Genomic DNA, 23,117 nt, shown 5'->3' on the forward strand with positions numbered 1-23,117 from the left:
TCGGGCTGGGGATGGCGTGGCAGAGTGACAGCAGCGCCTGAAGCCAAACTTAAAGGCCACCAAGCACTGCTGGCAGGCTAGAGTCAGCTTAGCGCAAGACCGTCGACAGACCTTTCGCACGAGGCGTACAGATGGCCCAGCACCTGCTTCCCGAACAACGCCAGCAGGCGACCCTGCACACCGTGGTGCTGGCAACCGAAGTGCTGCACCACGCTGGCGTGCCGCGCCCGAAGCTGCTGGAGGGCAGCGGCATCGGCGAGGCGGATCTGCTGACGCCGGAGAAGCTGATCACCCATGCACAGGAACTGCGGGTCTTCGCCAACGCCCTGAATTGCCACCACGATCCAGCGCTGGGCCTCTACCTCGGCCTGCGCATGCATGTCTCGGCGTACGGCATTCTCGGCTACAGCATGCTCGCCAGCCGCACCCTGCGCGATGCGCTGCAACTGGCACTGTCGTTTCCCGAGCTGCTCGGCACCTACTTCCGTCTGGCGCTGACCCCGCAGGGTGATGAAGTCCACCTGACCGCCGACGGCTACCGCTACGCGCCGGAGCTGACGGTGTTCAACACCGAGCTGTGCCTGACTTCGCTGCTGACGGTGATCCGCGACCTGCTCGGCGAGTCTGTCCGACCCCGGCGGCTGCTGCTGGCCTATCGACCGCCGCTGCACGCAGAAACCTACACCGAGCGCCTGGGCTGCCCGGTGGATTTCGGCGCCCCCACCAGCGCGCTGTGCTTCAGCCCGGCGCTGCTGGACCGGCCGCTGCCGCTGGCCGACCCGGTCAGTTGCCACAACGGCGTACAACAGTGCCTGCGCATGAGCGGGCTACTCAGCGCCCGTGGCGATGTGATCGACCAGTTGCGCCAGCACTTGGCCAGCCACCTGCAGGACACCGCCAGCCTGGACAACGTGGCGCGCCACCTGCACCGCTCCACCCGCACCCTGCGGCGCCACCTGCAGCAGCAGAACACCAGTTATCAACAGGTGCTCGACGAGGTGCGCTTCGACCGCGCGCGGCAACTGCTCAAGGACACCGACCTGCCGATCTACCTGATTGCCGAGCAGCTGGGCTACAGCGAGACGGCCAGTTTCCGGCATGCCTTCCAGCGCTGGAGCGGGGCGAGTCCGAGCTTGTACCGAGGCTGATGCCCAGACGCCCATCCTACAACCTGCCACGCCCATTGTTTCTCACCACCTCCACGCCCCCAGACCGTCCAGCACAGCAATCCGCTGACGCCCGAAATCCAGCATGTCAGAGTGCATTTTCAACTTGGCCTGATTTATCCCTTATTGGCCTGATCTATCGTTCTGCGTATCCCGGCGCTTGGTCATTATCAATCCGCAGCTAGGTGAAACGGTCCTAGAAACCGTAAAACCTCAACAATAACAACTGCTTAACTGCATGGTACGAGCATGACCAGCGCGATCACCATCGAGCGGATATGCATGGAGTTCGGTACACCCGGACAAGGCCTCAAGGCCCTGGACGACGTGTCACTGGAAATCCGCGCCAACGAATTCTTCACCCTCCTCGGCCCATCCGGCTGCGGCAAGACCACCTTGCTGCGACTGATCGCCGGCTTCGAACAACCCTCCTCCGGCAGCATTCGCCTGTATGGCGACGCGATGGAAGGCCTTCCGCCCTTCAAGCGCCCGGTCAATACCGTCTTCCAGAGCTACGCCCTGTTCCCCCACATGACCGTGGCGGAGAACATCGCCTTCGGCCTGGAAATGCAGGGCAAGCAGCGCAGCGACATCGACGCCACCGTGCAGAAGATGCTCGACCTGGTGCGCCTGCCCGACGTCGGCAAGCGCCGCGCCGACCAGCTCTCCGGCGGACAGCAACAGCGCATCGCCCTGGCCCGTGCCCTGGCCAGCCGGCCCAAGGTGCTGCTGCTCGACGAATCGCTTTCCGCGCTGGACCTGAAGCTGCGCAAGGAAATGCAGATCGAGCTCAAGCGCCTGCAGCACGAGACCGGCATCACCTTCATCTTCGTCACCCATGACCAGGAAGAAGCGCTGACCATGTCCGACCGCATCGCGGTGATGAGTCGCGGCAAGGTCATGCAGATCGGCACACCCACCGAGATCTACGAGGCGCCGGTCAACCGCCTGGTGGCCGACTTCATCGGCGAGACCAACTTCCTCGAAGGCGAATCCAGCGGCGACAGCGTGCGCCTGGCTGACGGCCAACTGCTCCCGGCCGCCACCACCCTGCCGGGCAAGGTGACCCTGGCGATTCGCCCGGAGCGCACCGAGCTGGCGCAGGACGGCCAGCTCGAAGGCGTGGTCGAGAACATCGTCTACGTTGGCACCGACACCGTGTACCACCTCAATGTCGCCGGTCAGGGCGGCTTCCGGGTCCGTCAGCAGAACCGCGACGGCGCCCTTTCCACCCACGCGCCCGGCGCGCGGGTGCGGGTCCGCGTTCCCGCCACCGCCATCCGGGTGCTGGCCGAATGAGTACAACACTACGCGCACAAGCGGAACGCAAATCGCTGTTCAACCGCCTGGCCCTGACCAGCCCGGCGATGATCATGCTGATCGTATTCCTGGTCCTGCCGCTGGGCATCATGTTCGCCGTGTCGATCCAGGCACCGGGGGACTACGGCGGCGTGAAGTGGGGCCAGCACACCGTCGAGGCCTACATCAACTTCCTCTGGGAACGCGACCTGGACGACAGCCTGTCGTTCAACGCCGACTACCTGGGCATCTTCCAGCGCTCGTTCTGGCTGTCGATCCTGACTACCCTGGGTTGCGTGCTGATCGGTTTCCCCACTGCGCTGTACCTGGCGCTGCAGGACGAACGCCGACGCAACCTGCTGCTGTTCCTGGTCACGGTGCCGTTCTGGACCAACCTGCTGGTGCGGGTCTATGCCTGGATGCTGCTGCTGCGCAATGGCGGGCTGATCGACGAAGGCCTGCACGGGCTGGGCTTCTCCGACGCCTCCCTGGGCATCCTCTACACCGACAACGCGGTGATCATCGGCCTGCTCTACACCTACCTGCCGTTCATGGTCCTGCCCATCTACACCAGTCTGGAGAAGATGGACTGGCGCCTGGTGGAGGCGGCCTTCGACCTGGGGGCCAACCGCTGGAAGGCGCTGAAGCGAATCATCATCCCGCTGGCCATGCCCGGCATCGTCGCCGGTTGCATCCTGGTGTTCATTCCCTCGCTGGGCAGCTACATCATTCCCGAGCTGCTGGGAGGCGGTAAGTCGCTGATGATCGGCAACCTGATCCAACTGCAGTTCGGCACGGCACACAACTGGCCGTTCGGCGCAGCGCTGTCCTTCGCCCTGCTGGCCTTCGTGCTGCTGGCGATGATGATCTACAGCATGCGGTTCAAACAGGGCGCGTCGGGAGGTCATCCATGAAGTCGGCCAACCCGCTCTGGCGCTTCACCGGGGTCCGTCCCGCCGCCTGGCTGTTCTTCGCCTTCCTCTACATCCCGATCTTCGTGCTGGTGGTGCTGAGCTTCAACAGCGGCCAGTCAGCCACGCTGTGGGAAAGCTTCAGCCTGAAGTGGTACTCGGTCGTCGCGGACGACCCGGAGATCCTTCGCGCGGCGAAGAACTCACTGATCGTCGCCACCCTGGCCACCGTCGTCGCCACCACCCTGGCCACGCTCGCCGCACTGGGCATGCGCGGTCGCTCGTTCCGCGGGCAGACGCTGATGAGCGGCGTACTGGGCCTGCCATTGCTGGTGCCGGAGATCGTCACCGCCGTGGCGACCCTGATGTTCTTCGCCTTCATCGGCCTGAAGCTGTCGCTGTTCACCATCCTGCTGGCGCACATCGTCTTCTGCATTCCCTTCGCCTACCTGCCGATCCGCGCCCGCCTCGAAGGCATGGACCCACGGCTGGCGGAAGCGGCGGCGGATCTCTATGCCTCGCCGTGGAAGACCTTCTGGAAGGTGACCTTCCCCCTGCTGACGCCGGGGATCGTGTCGGGGGCGATGCTGGCGTTCATCATCTCGATGGATGACTTCGTCATCACCTACTTCGTCGCCGGCGCCGGGGCCACCACCCTGCCGGTGTACATCTTCAGCTCCATCCGAATGGGGATTTCCCCGAAGATCAACGCCATATCTTCAATAATACTGTTGATTTCCATCGCGTTCGTTGCGTTGTCGTACTACGTCGGCCAGCGTCGCCGCTGACCTCCTGCCGCCAAACAAAACAACATTGCAAGGAGCTTCACCGATGAAATTCCGCCGTACCCCCATCGCCCGCGCGCTCGTCGCCGCCAGCCTGCTGCTGTCCGGCAGCGCCCACGCCGACGGCACCCTGCACTTCGCCAACTGGTCCGACTATTTCCCGCCGGAGCTGCTGAAGAAGTTCGAGAAGGACACCGGCATCCACGCCACCCTGGACTCCTACGACAGCAACGAAACCCTGCTGGCCAAGCTCAAGGCCGGCGGCGGCGCCTACGACGTGGTCGTACCGTCGGACAGTTTCATCGAGATCTTCGTCAAGGAAGGCCTGCTGCAGAAGCTCGACAAGTCGCAGCTGCCGAACCTGGCCAACCTGAAGGACAAGTTCAAGACCCTGACCTACGACCCGGGCCACGACTACTCCGTGCCCTATCTGTGGGGCACCACCGGCTACAGCTACGACAGCGCCAAGGTCCCCGGCGGCAAGCTGGATGAGAGCTGGAAGCCATTCTTCGAACCGCCGGCGGAGCTGAAAGGCAAGGTCGTCGCGCTCAACTCCATCGAAGAGCTCTACGCCCCGGCATCCTATTACCTGGGCGTCGACGAGTGCACCGAGGACCCGAAAGAGGCGGCGAAGATCCAGGACCTGCTGCTCAAGCAGAAACCGATGCTGGCCATGTACAACAGCGACGGCACCATCGAGCGCATGGCCGCCGGCGAGGTCTCCATGCACCAGCAATGGAACGGCGCCTTCCACCGCGCCCACGCCCAGCGCGCCAGCCTGGTCTACGTCTATCCCAAGGAAGGCGTGCGCCTGTTCATCGACAACCTGACCATTCCCAAGGACGCCACCAACATCAAGGAGGCCCACGCCTTCCTGAACTGGATGATGCAGCCTGAGAACATCGCCCTGGCCTCCAACTTCGCCAAATACAACAACGCGATCGAAGGCTCGGACAAGTTCATGGACAAGGAGCTGTTCGACGATCCGGCGATCAACACCCCGGCGGACAAGCTGGATCGCCTGAAGCCCTTCAAGCTCTGCTCGCCCAAGGCCCTGCAACTGCGTTCCAAGGTCTGGACCAAGCTGAAGAAATGACCGCAAGGTCACCCGGCGCGGCGGTGCGCGCCGGGTGGCCCTGACAGCCATTTTGGCCATTTCGATCCCTTTTTGACCCTTTGCAGGGTTCTGCCCGCTGACCTCGGTTGCTAGAGTCGGGCGGCTCGCGCAGGGAGCGGCTGGAAAGGCGGCCAGCCCTTGCACCATCGCAGATGGCGCAGGGAAATCCCGAGGGAACGCGAGCGCGTTATCCACAAGAACAAATGCCCCGAGAACGCCCATGACCAGCTTTTGCGTCAACCTGCAGCACACACCCTCATTCCTCGCGCGTCGTCAGCACTGCGGCTGAGCCGTAAGCCGACGACAGCAGGACGGCCACCGAACGCCGCCCGCAAGCCATCATAAAAATCGCGAGGATTCCCCCATGGCCAGCCAACACAGCGCCAGCACTGCACCGACTTCAAAGAACACCCAACAGGGCACTCCGGCCAGCGCCGATGCCCGCCTGAAACGCGTCCTGGGCCTGCCCGCCCTGGTCTTCTTCGGCCTGGTCTACATGGTCCCGCTGACCATGTTCACCACCTACGGCGTGGTCACCGAGATGACCGGCGGCCGTACCGCCACCGCCTACCTGATCACCCTGCTGGCGATGCTGTTCACTGCAGCCTCCTACAGCTTCATGGTGCGCAAGTACCCGATCTCCGGCTCCGCATACTCCTACACCAGCCTGAGCTTCGGCCCGGTGGTCGGCTTCCTGTCCGGCTGGTCGCTGCTGCTCGATTACCTGTTCCTGCCGATGATCAACTACCTGCTCATCGGCCTGTTCATGAACATCGCCTTCCCGGAAATCCCGGCCTGGATGTTCGTGGTCGCCTCCATCGCCCTGGTGACCGTGCTCAACGTGGTCGGCATCAGCCAGGTCGCCGGCATGAGCAACGTGATCGTCGGCGCGCAACTGGTGTTCATCGTGGTGTTCGTGGTCATGTCGATCAAGACACTGTCCGGCGGCGCGGCGATCGACTTCAGCCTGCCCTTCGTCGGTGATGGCAGCCAGCCTGGCTTCGCCCCGCTGATGGCCGGCGCCGCGGTGCTGTGCCTGTCGTTCCTGGGTTTCGACGCGGTATCGACCATGGCCGAGGAAACCCGCGACGCCCGCCGCGACATTCCCCGCGCGATCATCATCACCACCGTCATCGCCGGCCTGATGTTCACCCTGCTGGCGATCATCAGCCAACTGGTGTTCCCCGGCAGCGTGTTCCAGAACGCCGACTCGGCGGCCAACGAGGTGATGCTCAAGGCCGGTGGCCAGTTCCTCGGCAACTTCTTCACCTCCGCCTACATCGCCGGCTGCATCGGCTCGGCGCTGGCGTCCCAGGCTTCGGTGTCGCGCATCATCTTCACCATGGGCCGTGACGGCATCCTGCCGCGTAGCCTGTTCGGCGTCCTGCACGCACGTTTCCAGACCCCGGTGGTGGCGATCCTGGTGGTCTCGGCGGTTTCCCTGCTGGCCATCGTGCTGGACCTGACCACCCTCGCCTCGATGATCAGCTTCGGCGCGCTGGTGGCCTTCTCCGTGGTCAACCTGGCAGTGATCCGTACCTACCTGGGGGTCGAGCGCCGCCGCGGCACGAAGAACGTCCTGCTGTACGGGGCGATTCCGTTCATCGGCCTGTGCCTGACCCTGTGGCTGTGGACCAGCCTCTCGCAGCTGACGCTGGTCGTCGGCCTGAGCTGGTTCGCGGTCGGCTTCGCTTACCTGGCGGTGCATACCGGCGGCTTCCGTCGCAAGGCACCGAGTGTGAATTTCGAGGAAAACGCCTGACAACCAGAACCCAACGGGCGCCCGGAGGCGCCCTCAGGAGCGCGTGATGTTGACGATCTATACCGACGACCATCGCTTGCACCACGGTCAGCACGAGCTGATCGGCGGCCAGTTCACCCCCTGCTTCGAAAAGCCCAGCCGCGCCGACATGGTGCTGGACCGGGCCAAGGCGGTGAAACTGGGCGACATCCAGGCCCCGCGCGACTTCGGCCTGGACCCCATTCTGAGGGTGCACAGCGAAGGCTTCGTGCGGTTTCTGCAACACGCCTGGCGTGACTGGCTGGCCACCGGCCGGACCCACGACATGCTGCCGATCTGCTGGCCGACCCGCCGCCTGCGGCAGAAGGAACCGGACAGCATCGACGGGCGCCTGGGCTACTACAGCCTGGACGCCGGCGCGCCGATCACCGCCGGCACCTGGCAGGCGGTGCTCAGCTCGGTGAACGTAGCGATGACCGGCCAGGCCGAACTGGCCAAGGGCGCGCGCTCGGTGTTCTCGCTGTGCCGTCCGCCGGGTCACCACGCCTCGGCAGACTTCATGGGCGGCTACTGCTTCTTCAACAACGCGGCCATCGCCGCCCAGTCGATCCTCGACCAGGGCGCCAACCGCGTGGCCATCCTCGACGTCGACTACCACCACGGCAATGGCACCCAGGACATCTTCTACGACCGCGCCGACGTGTTGTTCACCTCGATCCACGGTGACCCGCGCTTCGAGTATCCCTACTTCCTCGGCTACGCCGACGAAAAGGGACAGGGCGTGGGCGAAGGCTTCAACTTCAACTATCCGCTGGCCTCGGGCAGCGACTGGTCGGTGTGGAGCCTGGCGCTGCAGGCGGCGATCCGGCAGATCTCGGCGTACAAGCCCGACGTGCTGATCGTGTCGCTGGGCGTGGACACCTACAAGGAAGACCCGATCTCCCAGTTCAAGCTGGACAGCCCGGACTACCTGCGCATGGGCGAAGCCATTGGCAAGCTGGGCCTGCCGACCCTGTTCGTGATGGAAGGCGGTTACGCGGTGGAAGAGATCGGCATCAACGCGATCAACGTGCTGCAGGGGTTTGAAAGCATCGGTTGAAGTGCTGTGGGATTGAACGCCTGAGCCTTCGGCGCGGGCCGGAGAGCCCCTCTCCCTAACCCTGGCTACGCGCCCCGCTCCGAAGGGAGAGGGGACTGAGCGGCATCAAGCGAAACTCCACACTTTCCGGCAACGCCGAACGACTCCCTCGCCCTTCAGGGAGAGGGCCGGGGAGAGGGAGCCAAAGAGTCTTCCAGCGCGACCACCAAGGGCAAGGAATGCAAAAAAAGCCGCGCCGGGGATGGGGTTCCCGGCGCGGCTTTTTATCGAGAGTGGGTTACTGGAGGATTTCCACGCGGTCCACATCGATGTCCGTGGGCTTCTGCTTGTGGTGATCGACTTCACCGGTCAGACGCACCTTGGTGTTCTCGGAAACCGAGGTACCGGCCGGCCAATCGTCGTGGTCGATCTCGACCTGGATGCTGCCGGTGGCGTCCTTGAACTCGTAGTGCTCGCTGCTGATGCGCTTGGTGATGGTGCCTTCGAGTACGACCTTGGTGTCATCGGCGGCGGCCTGGGCCTGTTTCACCGTGGTGATCTGGCCGGCGGCAGCGGCCGCGGGCTGGGCATCGCTGCCCGGGCCGGTGTAGCCGCCAGCGGCGAAGGTGACGGTGGAGAACAGGCCAACGGCGGCGATCAGCGGGAGGTGAGTCAGTTTCATGGAAGTGCCTCCTTGGGCGTTTTCGATGGGTTCAGCTTAGTGCCGACGGCTGAAACCATCCTGAATCGGGACTTAATCCAAGCTTAAGACCGCAAACGCCCGCATTGCTCCGATCTGGATCAGTTCCCCTCGCCGGACTGCGCCTCGCGCTTGAACACGTAGAACAGGTCCGGCTCGCTGACCATGTAGATGGTGCCCTGCTCGTCGATGGCCACGCCCTCGGCACGCGGGATGCGGTCGTCCAGGCCGTTGAGCCCGCCGAGCAGGCTGATGAAGCTGATCGGTTCGCCCTTCTCGTCCAGCTCCAGCAGCAGGTGTGACTCCGCCGACAACACCAGGGTATGGCCGGTCCGCGGGTCGATGCTCAGCGCCGAGACGTTGGTCATCAGCAGATCGCTGGGCATGGGCTGGAGCGCACCGCTCAGGCTGGCCCCGCCGTCACTGGCGAGGCTGAACAGCGCCAGTGGGTCACGCTCCTGGCCCAGCACCAGGCGATGCTGGCGGGGGTCCCAGGCGATGCCCTCGATGCCCTTGTTCTTCTTGCCGCGCGGACCGAGGTCGAAACTGGACAGCTTTGCGGTGCTCAGTTCGCGTGTCTGCGGGTCGACGTGGAAGATGGTCAGGGAATTCTGGCGCTCGTCGGTCACGGCGATATTGCCGTTCTCCAGCACCGCCACGCCTTCGGGGTTGGACATGCCCAGCAGGGGGATCACCCGCAGAACGTCACCGGTGAGCGACAGCTCGGCCAGCAGCGGTTTCTTGCCGGTCACGGTGAACAGGGTGCGGGTCACCGGATTGTAGGCCAGGTCGGAGGTCTCCTGCCCTTCGATGCCACCCCGGAGCGGCTTGGCCTGGATCACCGCCCGGTAACCGGGCAGCCAGATGCTTTCCGAGCGCGCCTGGGTACTGGTGTCCTGTTCGCGCAACCAGAGACGCGCGCGGTCATCCCAGTGGAAGCGGGACGTCAGGTAGCCGAGCACCACCAGGATGAACAGCAGGGCCAGCAGCAGCCAGCGAGGACGAAGGATGGACATGGTCATGAAGACTCTTGTTGGTCAGCACGGCGAGGTGCCCCGCAACAAGCGAAGGCCGCACAAACGGCGGCCTTCGGCGGGACAACGGAGTTAAAGCACGCGGCTTTCGAATCGGCTGGCACCGGGAAGTTCCAGCACCACGTCACTGCCGCTCTTGAGCGGGCCGACGCCGACCGGGGTGCCGGTGGAGACCACGTCGCCGGGCTGCAGCGAGAAGTGCCCGCAGATGTGCTGGATCAGCGGCACGATGGGGTTGAGCATGTCGCGGCTGTTGCCGTCCTGGCGGACTTCGCCGTCGATCACCAGGCGGATGCCGATGTCGGTCGGGTCAGGGAAATGATCAGCACTGACGAAGGGCGCCAGCACGAAGGCGCCGTCGAAGGACTTGGCCAGCTCCCACGGCAGGCCCTTTTCCTTCAGCTTGGCCTGTACGTCGCGCAGGGTCAGATCCAGCGCCGGGGCATAACCGGAAATGGCATCCAGCACTTCCTCGGCGCTCGGCTTGCGCGACAGCGGCTTGCCGATCAGCACGGCGATTTCCGCCTCATAGTGCACCGAGCCACGATCTTCCGGAATGGCGAAGCCACCCGCCTGGGAGACGGTGCAGGAACCCGGCTTGATGAACAGCAGCGGCTCGGTCGGTACCGGGTTGTTCAGCTCCTTGGCGTGCTCCGCGTAGTTGCGGCCGACGCAGACCACCTTGCCCAGGGTGAAATGGATCGGGGTGCCATCGACATACTGGTGCTGGTAACTCATGACCGACTCCTGAACGCATGGAAGAGATGATCCGCGCGGGCCTCGTGATCCCAGGCGGTTGCCCGCATCCTGCCGGCGCACGCGCCACTTCCCGTGACGCTGACGTACGAAGGGCCGGCCCCTCTATTCCAAAGAGCCGGCCCTTCTGGATACCGCAGCTTATTCGGCGAAGATCTTGCCCGGGTTCATGATCCCGTTGGGATCGAACACCGCCTTGACTGCCTTCATGTAGCCGATTTCAGCCTCGGAGCGAGAGTAACCCAGGTAGTCGCGCTTGGTCATGCCCACGCCGTGCTCGGCCGAGATGGAGCCGTTGTACTTTTGTACCGTCTCGAACACCCACTTGTTGACGGTCGCGCACTTGGCGAAGAACTCGTCCTTGGTCAGGTTCTCGGGCTTGAGGATGTTCAGGTGCAGGTTGCCGTCGCCGATGTGGCCGAACCAGACCACTTCGAAGTCGGGGTAGTTGGCCGCGACGATATCGTCGATGTCCTTGAGGAAGGCCGGGACCTTGCCGACGGTGACGGAGATGTCGTTCTTGTACGGCGTCCAGTGGGAGATGGTCTCGGAGATGTACTCGCGCAGCTTCCACAGGTTCTGCAGCTGCTGCTCGCTCTGGCTCATCACGCCATCGAGGACCCAGCCCTGCTCTACACAATGTTCGAAAGTGGCCAGTGCCTCGTTGGCCACTTCCTCGGTGCTCGCCTCGAACTCCAGCAGGGCATAGAACGGGCAGTCGGTCTCGAAGGCCGGCGGCACGTCGCCACGGGCCATGATCTTGGCCAGGGCCTTGTCGGAGAAGAACTCGAAGGCGGTCAGGTCCAGCTTGTTCTGGAAGGCGTGCAGCACCGGCATGATCGAATCGAAGTCCGGGGTGCCCAGGACCATCGCGGTGAGGTTCTTCGGCTGGCGTTCCAGGCGCATGGTGGCCTCGACCACGAAGCCCAGGGTGCCTTCGGCGCCGATGAACAACTGGCGCAGGTCGTAGCCGGTGGCGTTCTTGATCAGGTCCTTGTTCAGCTCCAGCAGGTCGCCCTTGCCGGTGACGACCTTCATGCCAGCGACCCAGTTGCGGGTCATACCGTAGCGAATGACCTTGATCCCGCCAGCATTGGTGCCGATGTTGCCGCCGATCTGGCTGGAACCCGACGAAGCGAAGTCCACCGGGTAGTACAGGCCGTGCTCTTCGGCGAAGGTCTGCAGCTGCTTGGTGATCACGCCCGGCTGGCAGACCACGGTGCGATCGAACTCGTTGAATTCCAGCACCTTGTTCATGTAGTCGAAAGCCACGACCACTTCGCCGTTGGCCGCGACAGCAGCGGCGGACAGGCCGGTACGACCACCGGAGGGAACCAGCGCGACCTTGTGCTCATTGGCCCAGCGGACGATGGCCTGGACCTGCTCGGTGCTCTTGGGGAAGGCGATCGCCAGGGGCGCCGGGGCGAAATGCTTGGTCCAATCCTTGCCGTAGGTGTCGAGGGAATCGGCGTCTGTCAGCAGCTTCCCGGCATCCAGCAGGGGCTTGAGCGATTCGATCAGGGCGTCGCGGGTCATTGGAGGAACTCTCAAATGGTTCATGGTCGTCCTGAGAACAGCTCAGGTCGCAACCGGGCAAGGAAAAGGGAGAACATGCTAGCATACGCACCCCACGCAGATCGCCACCTGGCGCCAAGCTTGGCACCGGCCGGTCCGGCCTGAGCTGTTCAATTTCTCGCCACATCCCGGGACTACAGGTTCAAAGCAGATGAGCAAGACTTCTCTCGACAAGAGCAAGATCAAATTCCTTCTCCTTGAAGGCGTGCACCAGAACGCCGTCGACACCCTCAAGGCGGCCGGCTACTCCAACATCGAGTACCTCAAGACCGCTCTGTCCGGTGACGAGCTGAAGGAAAAGATTGCCGATGCCCACTTCATCGGTATCCGCTCCCGCACCCAGCTGACCGAAGAAGTCTTCGACGCTGCCAAGAAGCTGATCGCCGTTGGCTGCTTCTGCATCGGCACCAACCAGGTCGACCTGAACGCGGCCCGCGAGCGCGGCATCGCCGTGTTCAACGCGCCCTACTCCAACACCCGTTCGGTGGCCGAACTGGTGCTGGCCGAGGCCATCCTGCTGCTGCGCGGCATTCCGGAGAAGAACGCTTCCTGCCACCGTGGTGGCTGGATCAAGTCCGCCGCCAACTCCTTCGAGATCCGCGGCAAGAAGCTGGGCATCGTCGGCTATGGCTCGATCGGCACCCAGCTCTCGGTCCTGGCCGAGGCCCTGGGTATGCAGGTGTTCTTCTACGACACCGTGACCAAGCTGCCGCTGGGTAACGCCCAGCAGGTCGGCAACCTGCACGAGCTGCTCGGCATGTCCGACATCGTCTCGCTGCACGTGCCGGAGCTGCCGTCCACCCAGTGGATGATCGGCGAGAAGGAAATCCGCGCCATCAAGAAAGGCGGCATCCTGATCAACGCCGCCCGTGGCACCGTGGTCGAGCTGGACCACCTGGCCGCCGCAATCAAGGACGAGCACCTGATCGGCGCCGCCATCGACGTGTTCCCGGTCGAGCCAAAGTCCAACGACGACGAGTTCGAAAGCCCGCTGCGCGGCCTGGATCGCGTGATCCTGACCCCGCACATCGGCGGCTCCACCGCCGAAGCCCAGGCCAACATCGGCCTGGAAGTGGCCGAAAAGCTGGTCAAGTACAGCGACAACGGCACCTCGGTGTCCTCGGTCAACTTCCCCGAAGTGGCCCTGCCGTCACACCCGGGCAAACACCGCCTGCTGCACATCCACGAGAACATCCCGGGTGTGATGAGCGAAATCAACAAGGTGTTCGCCGACAATGGCATCAACATCTCCGGCCAGTACCTGCAGACCAACGACAAGGTCGGCTACGTGGTGATCGACGTCGACGCCGAGTACTCGGACCTGGCGCTGGAGAAGCTGCAGCACGTGAACGGCACCATCCGCAGCCGCGTACTGTTCTAAGCGCGGTTAGCAGCAAAGAAAAAGGAGGCCCTTGGGCCTCCTTTTTTCATGCCTGGAAAACGATCACTTCACGTTGACGGTGATCTGCTGCGACTCCACCGGCGGATCGAAGGGCACGTGGTTCTTGTCGCCCACCAGCAGCTGCAGGGTGTGCTTGCCTGGCGGCAGGGTCACCTGGGTCTCGGTCTGGCCCTTGCCGAAGTGCTTGATCTGGTCGGTCATCGGCAGCGGCAGGTTCATCGCCGGCTGCTCCTTGAGGTCGATCAGCAGGTGGTGGTGGCCGGTGGCTGGCGAGTCCACGCCCGCCGGCGCGACGCCCATGCCCTTGAGGCCGAATTTGACGGTGAAGGTCTTGTCCACCGTGGCACCGTCGGCCGGCTCGATGAAGTACACCTTCGCGCCTTCCGGAGCCGGGGTACGCGGGATATCGGCGGCAACGGCAGAGGTGCCGGCGAGCAGCGCGGCAAGGCCCAGGCAAGGCAGCAGGGTTCTCATGTTCTTCTCCTTCTACATGGAAATCGAAAGGCGAAGGACCCGCTCAGGCCGGCCTCGCCTCACGCATGGAACGCACAAGCATAGGCGCCACGGCGCGAGGCTCAAGCAAAATAGTGCATCTTCGAGTGACGGCGAGCGCTCTAGCCTCCGGCTTCCAGCCCGGCCAGACAGACGGCGGCGGCATCCAGCTCTTCCTCACTGAACACCAGCACGCCCATGCGCTTGAGCGCGGCGGCAGTGACGCCTTCACCGGCAACCTTCTGGCCGCTGAAGCTGCCGTCGTAGTTCTCGCGGTTGCCGCAGGACGGGCTGCGCGCCTTGAGCACCGCCAGGCGAATGTCGTGGCGACGCACCAGCGCCATCGCCTCCTCGGCGCCGAGCAGGAAAGCGTCGCTGACGTCCTCGCCCTCCACCGTCATCACCGGGCGCGCCCGCTCCAGCACCGCCATGCCCTGGCCGCCAGGGATCTCCGCCGGGGCGCGGGGCGTCGGCAGACCACCGGCCACCTCCGGACACAGTGCCACCACCCGCCCCTGGTCCAGCCAGCGCGATAGCAGGTCGAATGGCCCGTGCGCGCCGCCGTCGTAGCGGACGCGATGGCCAAGCAGGCAGCGGCTGACGAGAACCTTCTGCATGGGCGAATCACTCCCTTTTGGAAGGGGACAGACTAGCCGCTCGCCGTTTGCCGGTCACGCCGGGTAACTCAACTTTCATCGGTGCGTCTGTCGCAACAGGTTTCCGCCCCGCCGAAAGTCGGGTCCTTGAGCGGCTCGCCGGCCGTCGGCACAGCGCTGAAACACAACCTTCGACGGGAACAGCCGTCCGGCACTGGCCGCCAGGCAGGCCGCCACCCAGACTCGCGCATCGGCCAATCGCCATGGAGCCTCCGTCATGCCTCGCCTCTTGCTCTGCACCACCACCTTCGCCGCGCTGTCCTACCTGCCCTTTGCCTTCGCCGAGCTCCAGGCCCTGGATAACGAGCGCCTGGGCGCCATCAGTGGCCAGGACGGCATCAGCATCCGCGCCGACGTGCTGGCGCGCATGGACAGCGTGGCGTGGAAGGATGACGGCGGCAGTGTCTCGCTGCGCAACGTGTTCATAGACAACGGTTGCGTAAGCGCCGGGGACTGCCCCGACGGCCGTGGCGGCAGCCTGCCTTATGGGCCCGCGCAACTGGGCCTGAGCCTGCCGATCTTCGGCATCGAGCAGCCGACCCTGCAGGTGGACGTGGTGCAGGGTGCCGGCGGCCAGCAGCAACTGGCGCTGACCCTGCCCGACCTGACCACCATCAACCAGCAACTCAATGCCAGCGGGCTACCGTCACAGACTATCCGCCTGCGCGTAGCCGGTGATCTCTACGTGGGCGGCGGAAAGCTGGGAAGCATCGAAGTACGCGACATCCAGGATATCAGCGGCACCCTGAAGATCTGGGGCCACTGACGCCTTCGGGGTTCGGAGCGAGGCTTAGCCGCGGCGGCGGAACCAGCCGGTGAGCGACAGACGCTCGTGGCTAGCCGGCAACACCTCGTGGGGGAACTCGCCAGAGAGGAACACCACCAGCCGGCCGGCCAGCGGCGACAGGTCCAGTGTCCGTTCGTCGGAGAGGTACATCCGCAGTTCGCCGCCCTGCGCCACCGGCCAGTCGCGATTGAGGTAGAACACGGCGGAGAGGGCGCGGCGGTCATCGTCGCGGAAACGGTCCAGGTGCTTCTGGTAGAACGCCCCCGGCGGATAGAGCGCGAAGTGCCCTTCGAAGTCTTCCAGGCCCAGGTACAGCGAGCGATTGATTTGCTGGCGCAGCGCGTCCAGCGCACCCAGGTAGAGGTCACAGGCCTCGGACTGGCCGGGCTCCAGCCACTGGATACGGTCGCCGCGAATGCCTTCGCGCACGGCCTGCCCCTCACCCCTTCCGATGGCCGCGGAGGCCAGCTTGCCGGCCGCGTCGCGGGCACGGCATTCCGTCGCCAGCTGCGCGATCAGGGCATCGGGAAGGAAGGCGTCCTGCTGCGACCAGCCCTTCTCGGCGAGGTCGTCAACGATGCTTTGCAGGAGGGGGCCTTGCACGAATGGAGAAGGGGCGTCGAAATGCATGGCGTATTGTAACGTCCGGCGCCAGTGTCTCGACAAGCGGGGCAAGCCTTGCCGACAATAGCCTCCGGCGAGCGAACCCTGCCGCCCAAAAGGAGTTGCAATGCGCGTACTGCTGGCCCTCACCCTTCTTGTACTGGGCATGCCTGCCCTGGCCGACAACTACCAGCGCCTGTACCAGGCCGCCGGCTGGCCGGAACAGCGAGCGCACTTCAATGACGCCCTGCATGCCGCGCAGAAGCGCTACCAGGGCAACCTGCCGCCGGCGCTGTACCAGACGCTGGTGGACAACAGCAACCAGCGCTTCGCCCCCGCCGACATCGACCAGCGCGCCCTCAACGGCCTGCGCCAGAGCCTGCCGGACAGCACGGCGGCGGTGAATTTCTTCGAATCCCCGCTGGGCCGCAAGGTTGCCGGCGCCGAGACCCTGGCCACCCGCAGTGACCAGTTGCAGAAGTACGCCAACGGCCTGCCACGCCAGCAGGCCAGCGATGCGCGCAAGCAGGTCGTCCATCGCCTGAGCCAGGTGCTCCCTGCCCGCGAAGCCGGCGCCGAAGTCAGCCTGGCGTTGGCCAGCGTGGCCGCCGACAGCCTCAGCCAGATGCTTCCCGGTCTGCTTGGCGGCGGCACCACCCAGGGCATGCTCGAAGGCCAGCGGCAGAAGCTGATGAGCCAGATCGGCGCCGATCTCGACAACACCCTGCTGTACGTCTATCGCGGCCTGAGCGATGCCGAGCTGGGGCAGTTCGCCGACTTCAGCGAGTCGCCGGCCGGCCGCGACTACTACCGCGCCGCCCTGGCCGCCCTCAAGGCTGGATTATCGGTTTCCTCCGACGGACAGTGATCGGAAAAGACCGACACCGCTAGAGGACCACTCCGAGGAACGCTCCTCCTAGAATGGCACCCGCTGTACAGAGGGTGGCGCCTGAGGATCATGGCGCAAGGAGTGAAGGACACACCCTCGACTACAGCGAATCCCTCCCCCGCATCTGCCTCGCTATGCCATCCGCTCACTGAGAAAATCGAAGTAGCGCCTGCGTAACGTCTCGCTTTCGTTTGCAAGGTGGTGCCGTGCACCAGTAAGCAGCAGGCATTCGATCTTCTCGAACTTCTCTTCCAGCACCTTCAGGTTATAACGCCAGTCCACCGTCTCGTCGGCGTCGCCCTGCACCACCAGCAGGCTCTGCGCGCCATGGCCGGCCGCCTCGATGCGGGGAATCCAGCGCGCCAGCGCGCCGACCCAGGCCGTGGGCAGGGTCTTGGGTTGCAGCGGGTCGCGGTCGCGCAGGAAGGCGAGGAATTCGGCGTCGTTGGAATTATCGCTGAAGCGCCGCGGGATCGAGTCCACGAAGGGCCGCAGCAACTGATAGCTGAACTTCGACCAGCCCCAGGCCCGCGGTCGAACCAACGGCGCCAACAGGATGGTACGGCCCAGCTCGGGGCGCGGTGCACCGGTAAGCAGGTAGTCCAGCAGGATCGCCCCACCGGTGCTCTGCCCGCAGAGGTGCCAGGGTTGCGGCAGCTCCAGCGTCTGGGCCTGGTCGAGCAGGGCGCCGAGCACCACCTGGTACTCGGCGAAATCGCCAATGCTGGCGACAGCACCGCCGGAAAGCCCATGCCCCGGCAGGTCGCAGGCCAGCACGGCAAAGCCCATGTCCAGCGCCCAGTCGATCACGTGGCGGTAAAGCCCCATATGGTCGTAGTAGCCGTGCAGCAGTACGACGGTTCCCCGCGCCAGCACCGGTCGCCAGTACTGCGCGGCAATCTGGTAACCGCCGGCCTCGAAGATGCCCAGCCGGCTCTGCAGGCCCGGGTGACGGGCCTGCAGGTCAAGGCCGTAGAAATGCTGGTACAGCGCGATGCCCACCTCGTTCGCCTCTGCGGTCAGAGGTCGCAGCAGGGAGCGCAGCAGATCGGGCTGGAAGGCTTCAGGCATGGGCTTTTCGCTTCTGGCAGGCGGGTGACGAAAGGAGCGCGGGCAGCAGCGGGATATTCTGCCGCGCTCGCCCCCGTGGCAAGCTTGTCGGCTATCTTACCGACTCTGTCACTGGTCGCCGCCATGTCCTCACGCCGAAAATCGCTGCTCACCTGGCTGATCGCCGCGCTCTGCCTGGGCGCACTGCTCGCCACTTACTGGTGGTACGAGAACCGTTTCATCCGCCCGTTCAGCCACCAGCCGCAGCTGTTTTCCGGCGACCACCTGATGCTGCCCGCACAACTGGCCGGCCCCGGCAAGATTCGCCTGGTGCACTTCTGGGACCCGGCCTGCCCGTGCAACGTCGGCAACCAGCAGCACCTCGCCGAGCTGATCCAGCGCTTCGGTCCGCAGGGCGTGGAGTTCTTCGCCGTGCAGAAGCCCGGCAGCCGAGGGCATCTCCCCGACACACTGAAATCGATGCGTGCGCTGGACTCCCTGCCCGGGGCCGAACAGTTGCCGGCGAGCCCCGCCGTGGCCATCTGGGACGCGCAGGGCAAGCTGGCCTACTTCGGCCCCTACAGCGAAGGCGCGGTGTGTACCTCAGGCAACAGCTTCATCGAACCGATCCTTGACGCGCTGGTGCAGGGGCGCCAGGTCAACGCGACCCACACCCTGGCGGTGGGCTGCTATTGCCCCTGGGATGGCGCGAAGCACTGAGCCGCATCAACGAAGACGATGGCCAATCCGTGACTACACTTGGATCGCCGGCCCATGAAGGGCCGATCGCTACCAAGGAGCTTTCCGCATGCGTCTTCCTTCCGCCCTCGCCTTCTGCGCCATTCTCTCCACCGGGTTTGTCCTGCCCCTGGCCGCCCACGCCGAAGATGCCCCCAACAGCAAACAGGTAATGGAGCAGCACAAGCAGGCCATCAACAACCGCATCGCCGACATCGACTACAAGCGCAAGCGCATCGTCGAAGCCAACATGAAGCTCACCCCCCAGGAAACCGAGAAGTTCTGGCCGATCTACAACAGCTACCGTACCGAGGCGGACAAGCTGAGCAAGCAGACCCTGGCAATCATCATCGATTACGCCAACAGCTATAACACCGGCTCGGTGAGCAACGACGACGCGGCAAAACTGCAAAAGCAGGTGCTGGAGCTGCAAGACGACAAGCAGGACCTCAAGGAGAAGTACCTCAAGCGCATCGCCAAGGAAGTCTCGCCGCAACGCGCGCTGCGCTTCCTGCAGATCGAGGACCAGCTCGACGCCATGGCGCTGCTGGAAGTCAGCCGCGAAATCCCGCTGGCCGAGTAATCCTCAACCTTCGGTGCCGCCCTGCAGGCGCTGGCGATAGCGTTCGGGCGGCATCGCATACCAGCGTTTGAACGCGCGATAGAACGGCGACAACTCGGCGAATCCACAGGCCCGCGCCACTTCGCGGATCGCCACGCCCTGCTCCAGCAATTGCGCCGCACGCTGTCGGCGAACCTCTTCTCGCACTTCCCTGAAGGTCTGCGCGCGGCTCGCCAGGTTGCGCTGCAGCAATCCAGGGCGCACGCCCAGCTCGCGGGCGCAGCTTTGCAAGGTGCACTCCTCTTCCCCCAGGCGAATGCCGAGCAGGTAGCGCAGGCGATTGAGCAGGTCGTTTTCATCCAGCGTTCCCAGCTGTTCCCGCGCATGTTCGGTCAGCAAACGGTGCAGCACCGGGTTGCCGGTGCGTGACGGCCGGGCCATTTGGGCGCGGTCGAACAACAGTGCGTCATTGGGCTTGCCGAAGCTCGGCGTCAGGCCGAACAGCCGCCGGTGCTCACTCAGCCGACGCGGCTGCGGATGGCGGAACTCGATGGCCTGGATGCGGAATTCATCGTCGGTGATCAGCGCCAGCAGCTTGAGAAACAGCAGCATCAGGCACTCCATCTGCTGCCGCAGGTTGCTGGTGCCCAGGTAGTTGAGGTCGAGGATCAGCCGAATCTGCTCACCCTCCTCGCGCATCTGCGCGGCAAAGCCACCGGAGAGGATGTGCTGGAAGCGCAGGAAGCTGTGCAGCGCCTCGCGCAGGTCGCTGCTGGCCATCAGCAGGTAGCCGACCACGTCCAGCAGGCGCGGCTTCATTGCCTCGCCCAGGTGCAGGCCGATATCGGCGTCGCCGGTAATGTCGTCAAGCGTCGTCCAGAACAAGGGGGCGTCGTCGTGCACCAGACGACCGCTCTGCGCTGGCGGCGGCAAGCGCACCTTCTGCAGGGCCTGGCGGTAGATGTCGGTGGGGTCGAAGCCCAGCACCGAGAGCGCCTCGTACAGCTGGCGGCGCAGGGTGGCGGACTGGGTCAGCGCCGGGGTGGCGGGAAAGTTCAGCTTGGGGGCGGCCATGGTCACTCCTGGAATTGACCGGAGAATTCCAGCCACGAGACATTTGGTCAATGAGCGACGAGCGGCATCCACTGCAAAATCGCCGCATAACAACAAGGAGTTGCCGCATGAAACGCACTTTGACTGTCCTCGCTGTCGTCATCGCCGCTGCAACGGCCGGTGCCGGCTGGTACCTGCACGGCAAGCAGCCGGTACGCGATGGACAACTGCCCCTGGCCGGCCTCGCCAGCGAAGTCACGGTCCGCTACGACGAGCGTGGCGTGCCGCACATCAAGGCCGGCAGCGAGGAGGACATGTACCGGGCGATTGGTTATGTCCACGCCCAGGACCGCCTGTTCCAGATGGAAATCCTGCGGCGGCTGTCCCGTGGCGAGCTGGCCGAGGTGCTCGGGCCCAAGCTGGTGGACACCGACCGCATGTTCCGCAGCCTGCGCATTCGCGACCACGCGGCGGAGTACGTGAAGACCCAGGACAAGAATTCCCCCGCGTGGAAGGCGCTGGTCGCCTACCTCGATGGCGTCAACCAGTTCCAGGACAGTCACCCGCGCCCGGTGGAGTTCGACATCCTCGGCATTCCCAAGCGCGCCTTCACGCCCGAAGACACCGTCAGCGTTGCCGGCTACATGGCCTACAGCTTCGCCGCCGCCTTCCGTACCGAGCCGGTGCTGACCTACGTGCGCGACGAGCTGGGCGCGGACTACCTGAAGGTCTTCGACTTGGACTGGCACCCCGAAGGCGTGATGACTCCCAAGGCGCTGGCCGCCGCCGACTGGCAGGACCTCAGCGCCATCGCCCGGCTGAGCCACGCGGCGCTGGAGAAGGCCGGCCTGCCGCAGTTCGAGGGTAGCAACGCCTGGGCCGTTTCCGGTAGCCGCACCAAGAGCGGCAAGCCGCTGCTGGCGGGCGACCCGCACATCCGCTTCGCCGTGCCGGCGGTGTGGTACGAGATGCAGGCCAGCGCACCGGGCTTCGAACTGTATGGCCACTACCAGGCGCTCAACCCCTTCGCCTCGCTCGGCCACAACCTGCAGTTCGGCTGGAGCCTGACCATGTTCCAGAACGACGACGTCGATCTGGTCGCCGAGAAGGTCAACCCCGACAACCCCAACCAGGTCTGGTACCACGGCCAGTGGGTGGACCTGAAGAGCGAGGAGCAGAGCATCGCGGTGAAGGGCGAGGCGCCGGTGAAGATTACCCTGCGCAGCTCGCCCCACGGCCCGCTGGTCAACGACGCGCTGGGTACCGCCTCGGGCAAGACCCCAGTGGCGATGTGGTGGGCCTTCCTGGAAACCCAGAACCCGATCCTCGACGCCTTCTACGAACTGAACCGCGCCGACACCCTCACCAAGGCGCGCACGGCGGCGTCGAAAATCCAGTCGCCGGGACTCAACGTGGTCTACGCCAATGCCCACGGCGACATCGGCTGGTGGGCCTCGGCGCAGTTGCCGGTACGTCCGGACGGGGTCAACCCGAACTTCCTGCTCGACGGCGCCAGCAGCCAGGCCGACAAGACCGGTTTCTACCCCTTCAGCGAGAACCCGCAGGAAGAGAACCCGGCGCGCGGCTACATCGTCTCCGCCAACTTCCAGCCGGTGCCGGCCAACGGCCGACCGGTGCCCGGTTACTACAACCTGCCCGATCGAGGCCAGCAGCTGAACAAGCGCCTGTCCGACAACTCGGTGAAGTGGGACCTGCAGAACAGCCAGGCGCTGCAACTGGACACCGCCACCGGCTATGGCCCGCGCTTCCTCAAGCCGCTGCTGCCAATCCTGCGTGAGGCCGCTGCGACCGACGAAGAGAAGGCGCTGGTGGAGAACCTGGCCAACTGGCAGGGCGACCATCCGCTGGATTCCGTCACCGCGACAGTTTTCAACCAGCTGCTCTACCAGGTGGCCGATGGCGCCATGCGCGACGAAATGGGCGACGCCTTCTTCGACAACCTGCTGTCCACCCGCGTGCTCGACGTGGCCCTGCCGCGCCTGGCCGCCGACGAGCAGTCGCCCTGGTGGGACAACCGCAAGACGCCGCAGCGGGAAACCCGCGCCGATATCGTCAAGGCCGCCTGGAAGGACAGCCTGGCGCACCTGCGCGCAAAACTCGGCCAGGACTCGGAGCAGTGGCAGTGGGGCAAGGCGCACACCCTCACCCACGGCCACCCGCTGGGCCAGCAGAAGCCGCTGGACCGACTCTTCAATGTCGGCCCGTTCGCCGCGCCGGGCGGCCACGAGGTGCCGAACAACCTCTCCGCCCGTGTCGGCCCGGCGCCCTGGCAAGTGGTCTACGGCCCGTCCACTCGTCGCCTGATCGACTTCGCCGACCCGGCCCATAGCCTGGGCATCAATCCGGTCGGCCAGAGCGGCGTGCCGTTCGACAAGCACTACGACGACCAGGCCGAGGCCTATATCGAAGGCCAGTATCTGCCACAGCACTATGACGACAACGAAGTGAAGGCCAATACCCACGGCATCCTGCGACTGATCCCCGTCCGTCGCTGATTCGTTCTGTTAGAAATGAAAAACCCCGCTTCGGCGGGGTTTTTCATGGGTGGATGTAGAGAGTGCTGCGGGAGATGCCAGAGGCTCCCTGGCGCGGTATTTCCCCTGGGATAACGATCGGGGTGTTGTATTGGGCGCCGTCTCCCGCACGGAGTGCCAAAAGGCGTCACTGGAAGTTTGCCGGCTGCGCGGCCCGGCCCTGGTTCG

At 64.7% G+C, this 23,117-nt stretch carries 22 protein-coding genes; 13 read left to right on the forward strand and 9 right to left on the reverse strand.

Annotation, left to right across the window (positions count from 1 at the left end; translation table 11 throughout):
* Positions 1–131: 131 nt before the first annotated feature.
* The 7 genes from ACKI1H_RS03090 to ACKI1H_RS03120 all read left to right on the forward strand — a co-directional run bounded on the left by ACKI1H_RS03090 (position 132) and on the right by ACKI1H_RS03120 (position 8,118).
* Positions 132–1,148: an AraC family transcriptional regulator gene (locus ACKI1H_RS03090; protein WP_138524384.1), complete on the forward strand. Its 1,017-nt coding sequence runs from the start codon at positions 132–134 to the stop codon at positions 1,146–1,148.
* A 267-nt stretch (positions 1,149–1,415) separates the two neighbouring features.
* Positions 1,416–2,465, forward strand: coding sequence for an ABC transporter ATP-binding protein (locus ACKI1H_RS03095; protein ID WP_045215592.1), 1,050 nt, complete (start codon positions 1,416–1,418; stop codon positions 2,463–2,465).
* Positions 2,462–3,379 (forward strand): ABC transporter permease, encoded by a 918-nt coding sequence (locus ACKI1H_RS03100; RefSeq protein ID WP_138524386.1) that lies wholly within the window; start codon positions 2,462–2,464, stop codon positions 3,377–3,379. Before ACKI1H_RS03095 ends, ACKI1H_RS03100 begins: the two co-directional genes overlap by 4 nt.
* Entirely contained in the window at positions 3,376–4,164 is a 789-nt protein-coding gene (locus ACKI1H_RS03105; protein ID WP_045215587.1) for an ABC transporter permease, read from the forward strand. Before ACKI1H_RS03100 ends, ACKI1H_RS03105 begins: the two co-directional genes overlap by 4 nt.
* Before the next feature lie 43 nt (positions 4,165–4,207).
* Positions 4,208–5,257, forward strand: coding sequence for an ABC transporter substrate-binding protein (locus ACKI1H_RS03110; protein ID WP_440467642.1), 1,050 nt, complete (start codon positions 4,208–4,210; stop codon positions 5,255–5,257).
* A gap of 385 nt (positions 5,258–5,642) precedes the next feature.
* Positions 5,643–7,040 (forward strand): APC family permease, encoded by a 1,398-nt coding sequence (locus ACKI1H_RS03115; protein ID WP_440467643.1) that lies wholly within the window; start codon positions 5,643–5,645, stop codon positions 7,038–7,040.
* Positions 7,041–7,086: 46 nt separating this feature from the next.
* Positions 7,087–8,118 (forward strand): histone deacetylase family protein, encoded by a 1,032-nt coding sequence (locus tag ACKI1H_RS03120; protein WP_045215578.1) that lies wholly within the window; start codon positions 7,087–7,089, stop codon positions 8,116–8,118.
* Positions 8,119–8,395: 277 nt separating this feature from the next.
* Here ACKI1H_RS03120 and ACKI1H_RS03125 read toward each other — a convergent pair whose 3' ends face one another.
* The 4 genes from ACKI1H_RS03125 to ACKI1H_RS03140 all read right to left on the reverse strand — a co-directional run bounded on the left by ACKI1H_RS03125 (position 8,396) and on the right by ACKI1H_RS03140 (position 12,123).
* Positions 8,396–8,779 carry a NirD/YgiW/YdeI family stress tolerance protein gene (locus ACKI1H_RS03125; RefSeq protein WP_138524390.1) on the reverse strand — a complete coding sequence of 128 codons (384 nt, stop codon included), beginning with the start codon at positions 8,777–8,779 and terminating at the stop codon, positions 8,396–8,398.
* 119 nt (positions 8,780–8,898) lie between these two features.
* On the reverse strand, positions 8,899–9,819 hold the full coding sequence (locus tag ACKI1H_RS03130; RefSeq protein ID WP_138524392.1) for an SdiA-regulated domain-containing protein: 921 nt from the start codon (positions 9,817–9,819) through the stop codon (positions 8,899–8,901).
* Positions 9,820–9,903: 84 nt separating this feature from the next.
* Positions 9,904–10,569 (reverse strand): fumarylacetoacetate hydrolase family protein, encoded by a 666-nt coding sequence (locus tag ACKI1H_RS03135; protein WP_045215570.1) that lies wholly within the window; start codon positions 10,567–10,569, stop codon positions 9,904–9,906.
* A gap of 159 nt (positions 10,570–10,728) precedes the next feature.
* Positions 10,729–12,123 carry an FAD-binding oxidoreductase gene (locus ACKI1H_RS03140; protein ID WP_138524396.1) on the reverse strand — a complete coding sequence of 465 codons (1,395 nt, stop codon included), beginning with the start codon at positions 12,121–12,123 and terminating at the stop codon, positions 10,729–10,731.
* A gap of 190 nt (positions 12,124–12,313) precedes the next feature.
* Between ACKI1H_RS03140 and serA the strand changes: the two genes are divergently transcribed.
* Complete coding sequence (gene serA / locus ACKI1H_RS03145; protein ID WP_045215566.1) at positions 12,314–13,543, forward strand: phosphoglycerate dehydrogenase; 1,230 nt, start codon at positions 12,314–12,316, stop codon at positions 13,541–13,543.
* Between the two features lie 63 nt (positions 13,544–13,606).
* Here the strand turns inward: serA and ACKI1H_RS03150 are convergent, their stop codons facing one another.
* Entirely contained in the window at positions 13,607–14,038 is a 432-nt protein-coding gene (locus ACKI1H_RS03150) for a DUF4399 domain-containing protein (RefSeq protein WP_138524398.1), read from the reverse strand.
* A gap of 140 nt (positions 14,039–14,178) precedes the next feature.
* Positions 14,179–14,673 (reverse strand): DUF523 domain-containing protein, encoded by a 495-nt coding sequence (locus tag ACKI1H_RS03155; RefSeq protein ID WP_045215561.1) that lies wholly within the window; start codon positions 14,671–14,673, stop codon positions 14,179–14,181.
* A 256-nt stretch (positions 14,674–14,929) separates the two neighbouring features.
* On the opposite strand from ACKI1H_RS03155, the gene ACKI1H_RS03160 reads away from it, so the two are divergent.
* Positions 14,930–15,478, forward strand: a complete 549-nt coding sequence (locus ACKI1H_RS03160; RefSeq protein ID WP_440467644.1) for a DUF6160 family protein — start codon at positions 14,930–14,932, stop codon at positions 15,476–15,478.
* A 24-nt stretch (positions 15,479–15,502) separates the two neighbouring features.
* Here ACKI1H_RS03160 and ACKI1H_RS03165 read toward each other — a convergent pair whose 3' ends face one another.
* Entirely contained in the window at positions 15,503–16,129 is a 627-nt protein-coding gene (locus tag ACKI1H_RS03165; RefSeq protein ID WP_138524402.1) for a 2OG-Fe(II) oxygenase, read from the reverse strand.
* Between the two features lie 100 nt (positions 16,130–16,229).
* Here ACKI1H_RS03165 and ACKI1H_RS03170 point away from each other — a divergent pair, with 100 nt between their 5' ends.
* Entirely contained in the window at positions 16,230–16,970 is a 741-nt protein-coding gene (locus ACKI1H_RS03170; RefSeq protein WP_138524404.1) for a hypothetical protein, read from the forward strand.
* Positions 16,971–17,123: 153 nt separating this feature from the next.
* Here the strand turns inward: ACKI1H_RS03170 and ACKI1H_RS03175 are convergent, their stop codons facing one another.
* The gene (locus tag ACKI1H_RS03175) at positions 17,124–18,062 is read right to left on the reverse strand and encodes an alpha/beta hydrolase (RefSeq protein ID WP_440467645.1); all 939 of its coding nucleotides are present in this window, start codon (positions 18,060–18,062) and stop codon (positions 17,124–17,126) included.
* Positions 18,063–18,185: 123 nt separating this feature from the next.
* On the opposite strand from ACKI1H_RS03175, the gene ACKI1H_RS03180 reads away from it, so the two are divergent.
* On the forward strand, positions 18,186–18,761 hold the full coding sequence (locus ACKI1H_RS03180; RefSeq protein ID WP_138524408.1) for a DUF6436 domain-containing protein: 576 nt from the start codon (positions 18,186–18,188) through the stop codon (positions 18,759–18,761).
* Between the two features lie 88 nt (positions 18,762–18,849).
* Positions 18,850–19,362: a transcriptional regulator gene (locus ACKI1H_RS03185; protein WP_138524410.1), complete on the forward strand. Its 513-nt coding sequence runs from the start codon at positions 18,850–18,852 to the stop codon at positions 19,360–19,362.
* A 3-nt stretch (positions 19,363–19,365) separates the two neighbouring features.
* On the opposite strand, the gene ACKI1H_RS03190 is transcribed toward ACKI1H_RS03185, so the two are convergent.
* Complete coding sequence (locus ACKI1H_RS03190) at positions 19,366–20,415, reverse strand: AraC family transcriptional regulator ligand-binding domain-containing protein (RefSeq protein WP_440467646.1); 1,050 nt, start codon at positions 20,413–20,415, stop codon at positions 19,366–19,368.
* A gap of 107 nt (positions 20,416–20,522) precedes the next feature.
* On the opposite strand from ACKI1H_RS03190, the gene ACKI1H_RS03195 reads away from it, so the two are divergent.
* Positions 20,523–22,910 carry a penicillin acylase family protein gene (locus ACKI1H_RS03195; RefSeq protein WP_138524414.1) on the forward strand — a complete coding sequence of 796 codons (2,388 nt, stop codon included), beginning with the start codon at positions 20,523–20,525 and terminating at the stop codon, positions 22,908–22,910.
* Positions 22,911–23,117 lie beyond the last annotated feature (207 nt).

The organism is Pseudomonas sp. YH-1 (assembly GCF_051990045.1).
Classification (GTDB): Bacteria; Pseudomonadota; Gammaproteobacteria; order Pseudomonadales; family Pseudomonadaceae; genus Pseudomonas; species Pseudomonas nicosulfuronedens.

Excerpts from the sequence above, each read along its gene's own strand:
- ACKI1H_RS03090 (WP_138524384.1), top strand. The coding sequence starts at position 132 with ATGGCCCAGCACCTGCTTCCCGAACAACGCCAGCAGGCGACCCTGCAC.
- ACKI1H_RS03095 (WP_045215592.1), top strand. The coding sequence starts at position 1,416 with ATGACCAGCGCGATCACCATCGAGCGGATATGCATGGAGTTCGGTACA.
- ACKI1H_RS03100 (WP_138524386.1), top strand. The coding sequence starts at position 2,462 with ATGAGTACAACACTACGCGCACAAGCGGAACGCAAATCGCTGTTCAAC.
- ACKI1H_RS03105 (WP_045215587.1), top strand. The coding sequence starts at position 3,376 with ATGAAGTCGGCCAACCCGCTCTGGCGCTTCACCGGGGTCCGTCCCGCC.
- ACKI1H_RS03110 (WP_440467642.1), top strand. The coding sequence starts at position 4,208 with ATGAAATTCCGCCGTACCCCCATCGCCCGCGCGCTCGTCGCCGCCAGC.
- ACKI1H_RS03115 (WP_440467643.1), top strand. The coding sequence starts at position 5,643 with ATGGCCAGCCAACACAGCGCCAGCACTGCACCGACTTCAAAGAACACC.
- ACKI1H_RS03120 (WP_045215578.1), top strand. The coding sequence starts at position 7,087 with ATGTTGACGATCTATACCGACGACCATCGCTTGCACCACGGTCAGCAC.
- ACKI1H_RS03125 (WP_138524390.1), bottom strand. The coding sequence starts at position 8,779 with ATGAAACTGACTCACCTCCCGCTGATCGCCGCCGTTGGCCTGTTCTCC.
- ACKI1H_RS03130 (WP_138524392.1), bottom strand. The coding sequence starts at position 9,819 with ATGACCATGTCCATCCTTCGTCCTCGCTGGCTGCTGCTGGCCCTGCTG.
- ACKI1H_RS03135 (WP_045215570.1), bottom strand. The coding sequence starts at position 10,569 with ATGAGTTACCAGCACCAGTATGTCGATGGCACCCCGATCCATTTCACC.
- ACKI1H_RS03140 (WP_138524396.1), bottom strand. The coding sequence starts at position 12,123 with ATGACCCGCGACGCCCTGATCGAATCGCTCAAGCCCCTGCTGGATGCC.
- serA (WP_045215566.1), top strand. The coding sequence starts at position 12,314 with ATGAGCAAGACTTCTCTCGACAAGAGCAAGATCAAATTCCTTCTCCTT.
- ACKI1H_RS03150 (WP_138524398.1), bottom strand. The coding sequence starts at position 14,038 with ATGAGAACCCTGCTGCCTTGCCTGGGCCTTGCCGCGCTGCTCGCCGGC.
- ACKI1H_RS03155 (WP_045215561.1), bottom strand. The coding sequence starts at position 14,673 with ATGCAGAAGGTTCTCGTCAGCCGCTGCCTGCTTGGCCATCGCGTCCGC.
- ACKI1H_RS03160 (WP_440467644.1), top strand. The coding sequence starts at position 14,930 with ATGCCTCGCCTCTTGCTCTGCACCACCACCTTCGCCGCGCTGTCCTAC.
- ACKI1H_RS03165 (WP_138524402.1), bottom strand. The coding sequence starts at position 16,129 with ATGCATTTCGACGCCCCTTCTCCATTCGTGCAAGGCCCCCTCCTGCAA.
- ACKI1H_RS03170 (WP_138524404.1), top strand. The coding sequence starts at position 16,230 with ATGCGCGTACTGCTGGCCCTCACCCTTCTTGTACTGGGCATGCCTGCC.
- ACKI1H_RS03175 (WP_440467645.1), bottom strand. The coding sequence starts at position 18,062 with ATGCCTGAAGCCTTCCAGCCCGATCTGCTGCGCTCCCTGCTGCGACCT.
- ACKI1H_RS03180 (WP_138524408.1), top strand. The coding sequence starts at position 18,186 with ATGTCCTCACGCCGAAAATCGCTGCTCACCTGGCTGATCGCCGCGCTC.
- ACKI1H_RS03185 (WP_138524410.1), top strand. The coding sequence starts at position 18,850 with ATGCGTCTTCCTTCCGCCCTCGCCTTCTGCGCCATTCTCTCCACCGGG.
- ACKI1H_RS03190 (WP_440467646.1), bottom strand. The coding sequence starts at position 20,415 with ATGGCCGCCCCCAAGCTGAACTTTCCCGCCACCCCGGCGCTGACCCAG.
- ACKI1H_RS03195 (WP_138524414.1), top strand. The coding sequence starts at position 20,523 with ATGAAACGCACTTTGACTGTCCTCGCTGTCGTCATCGCCGCTGCAACG.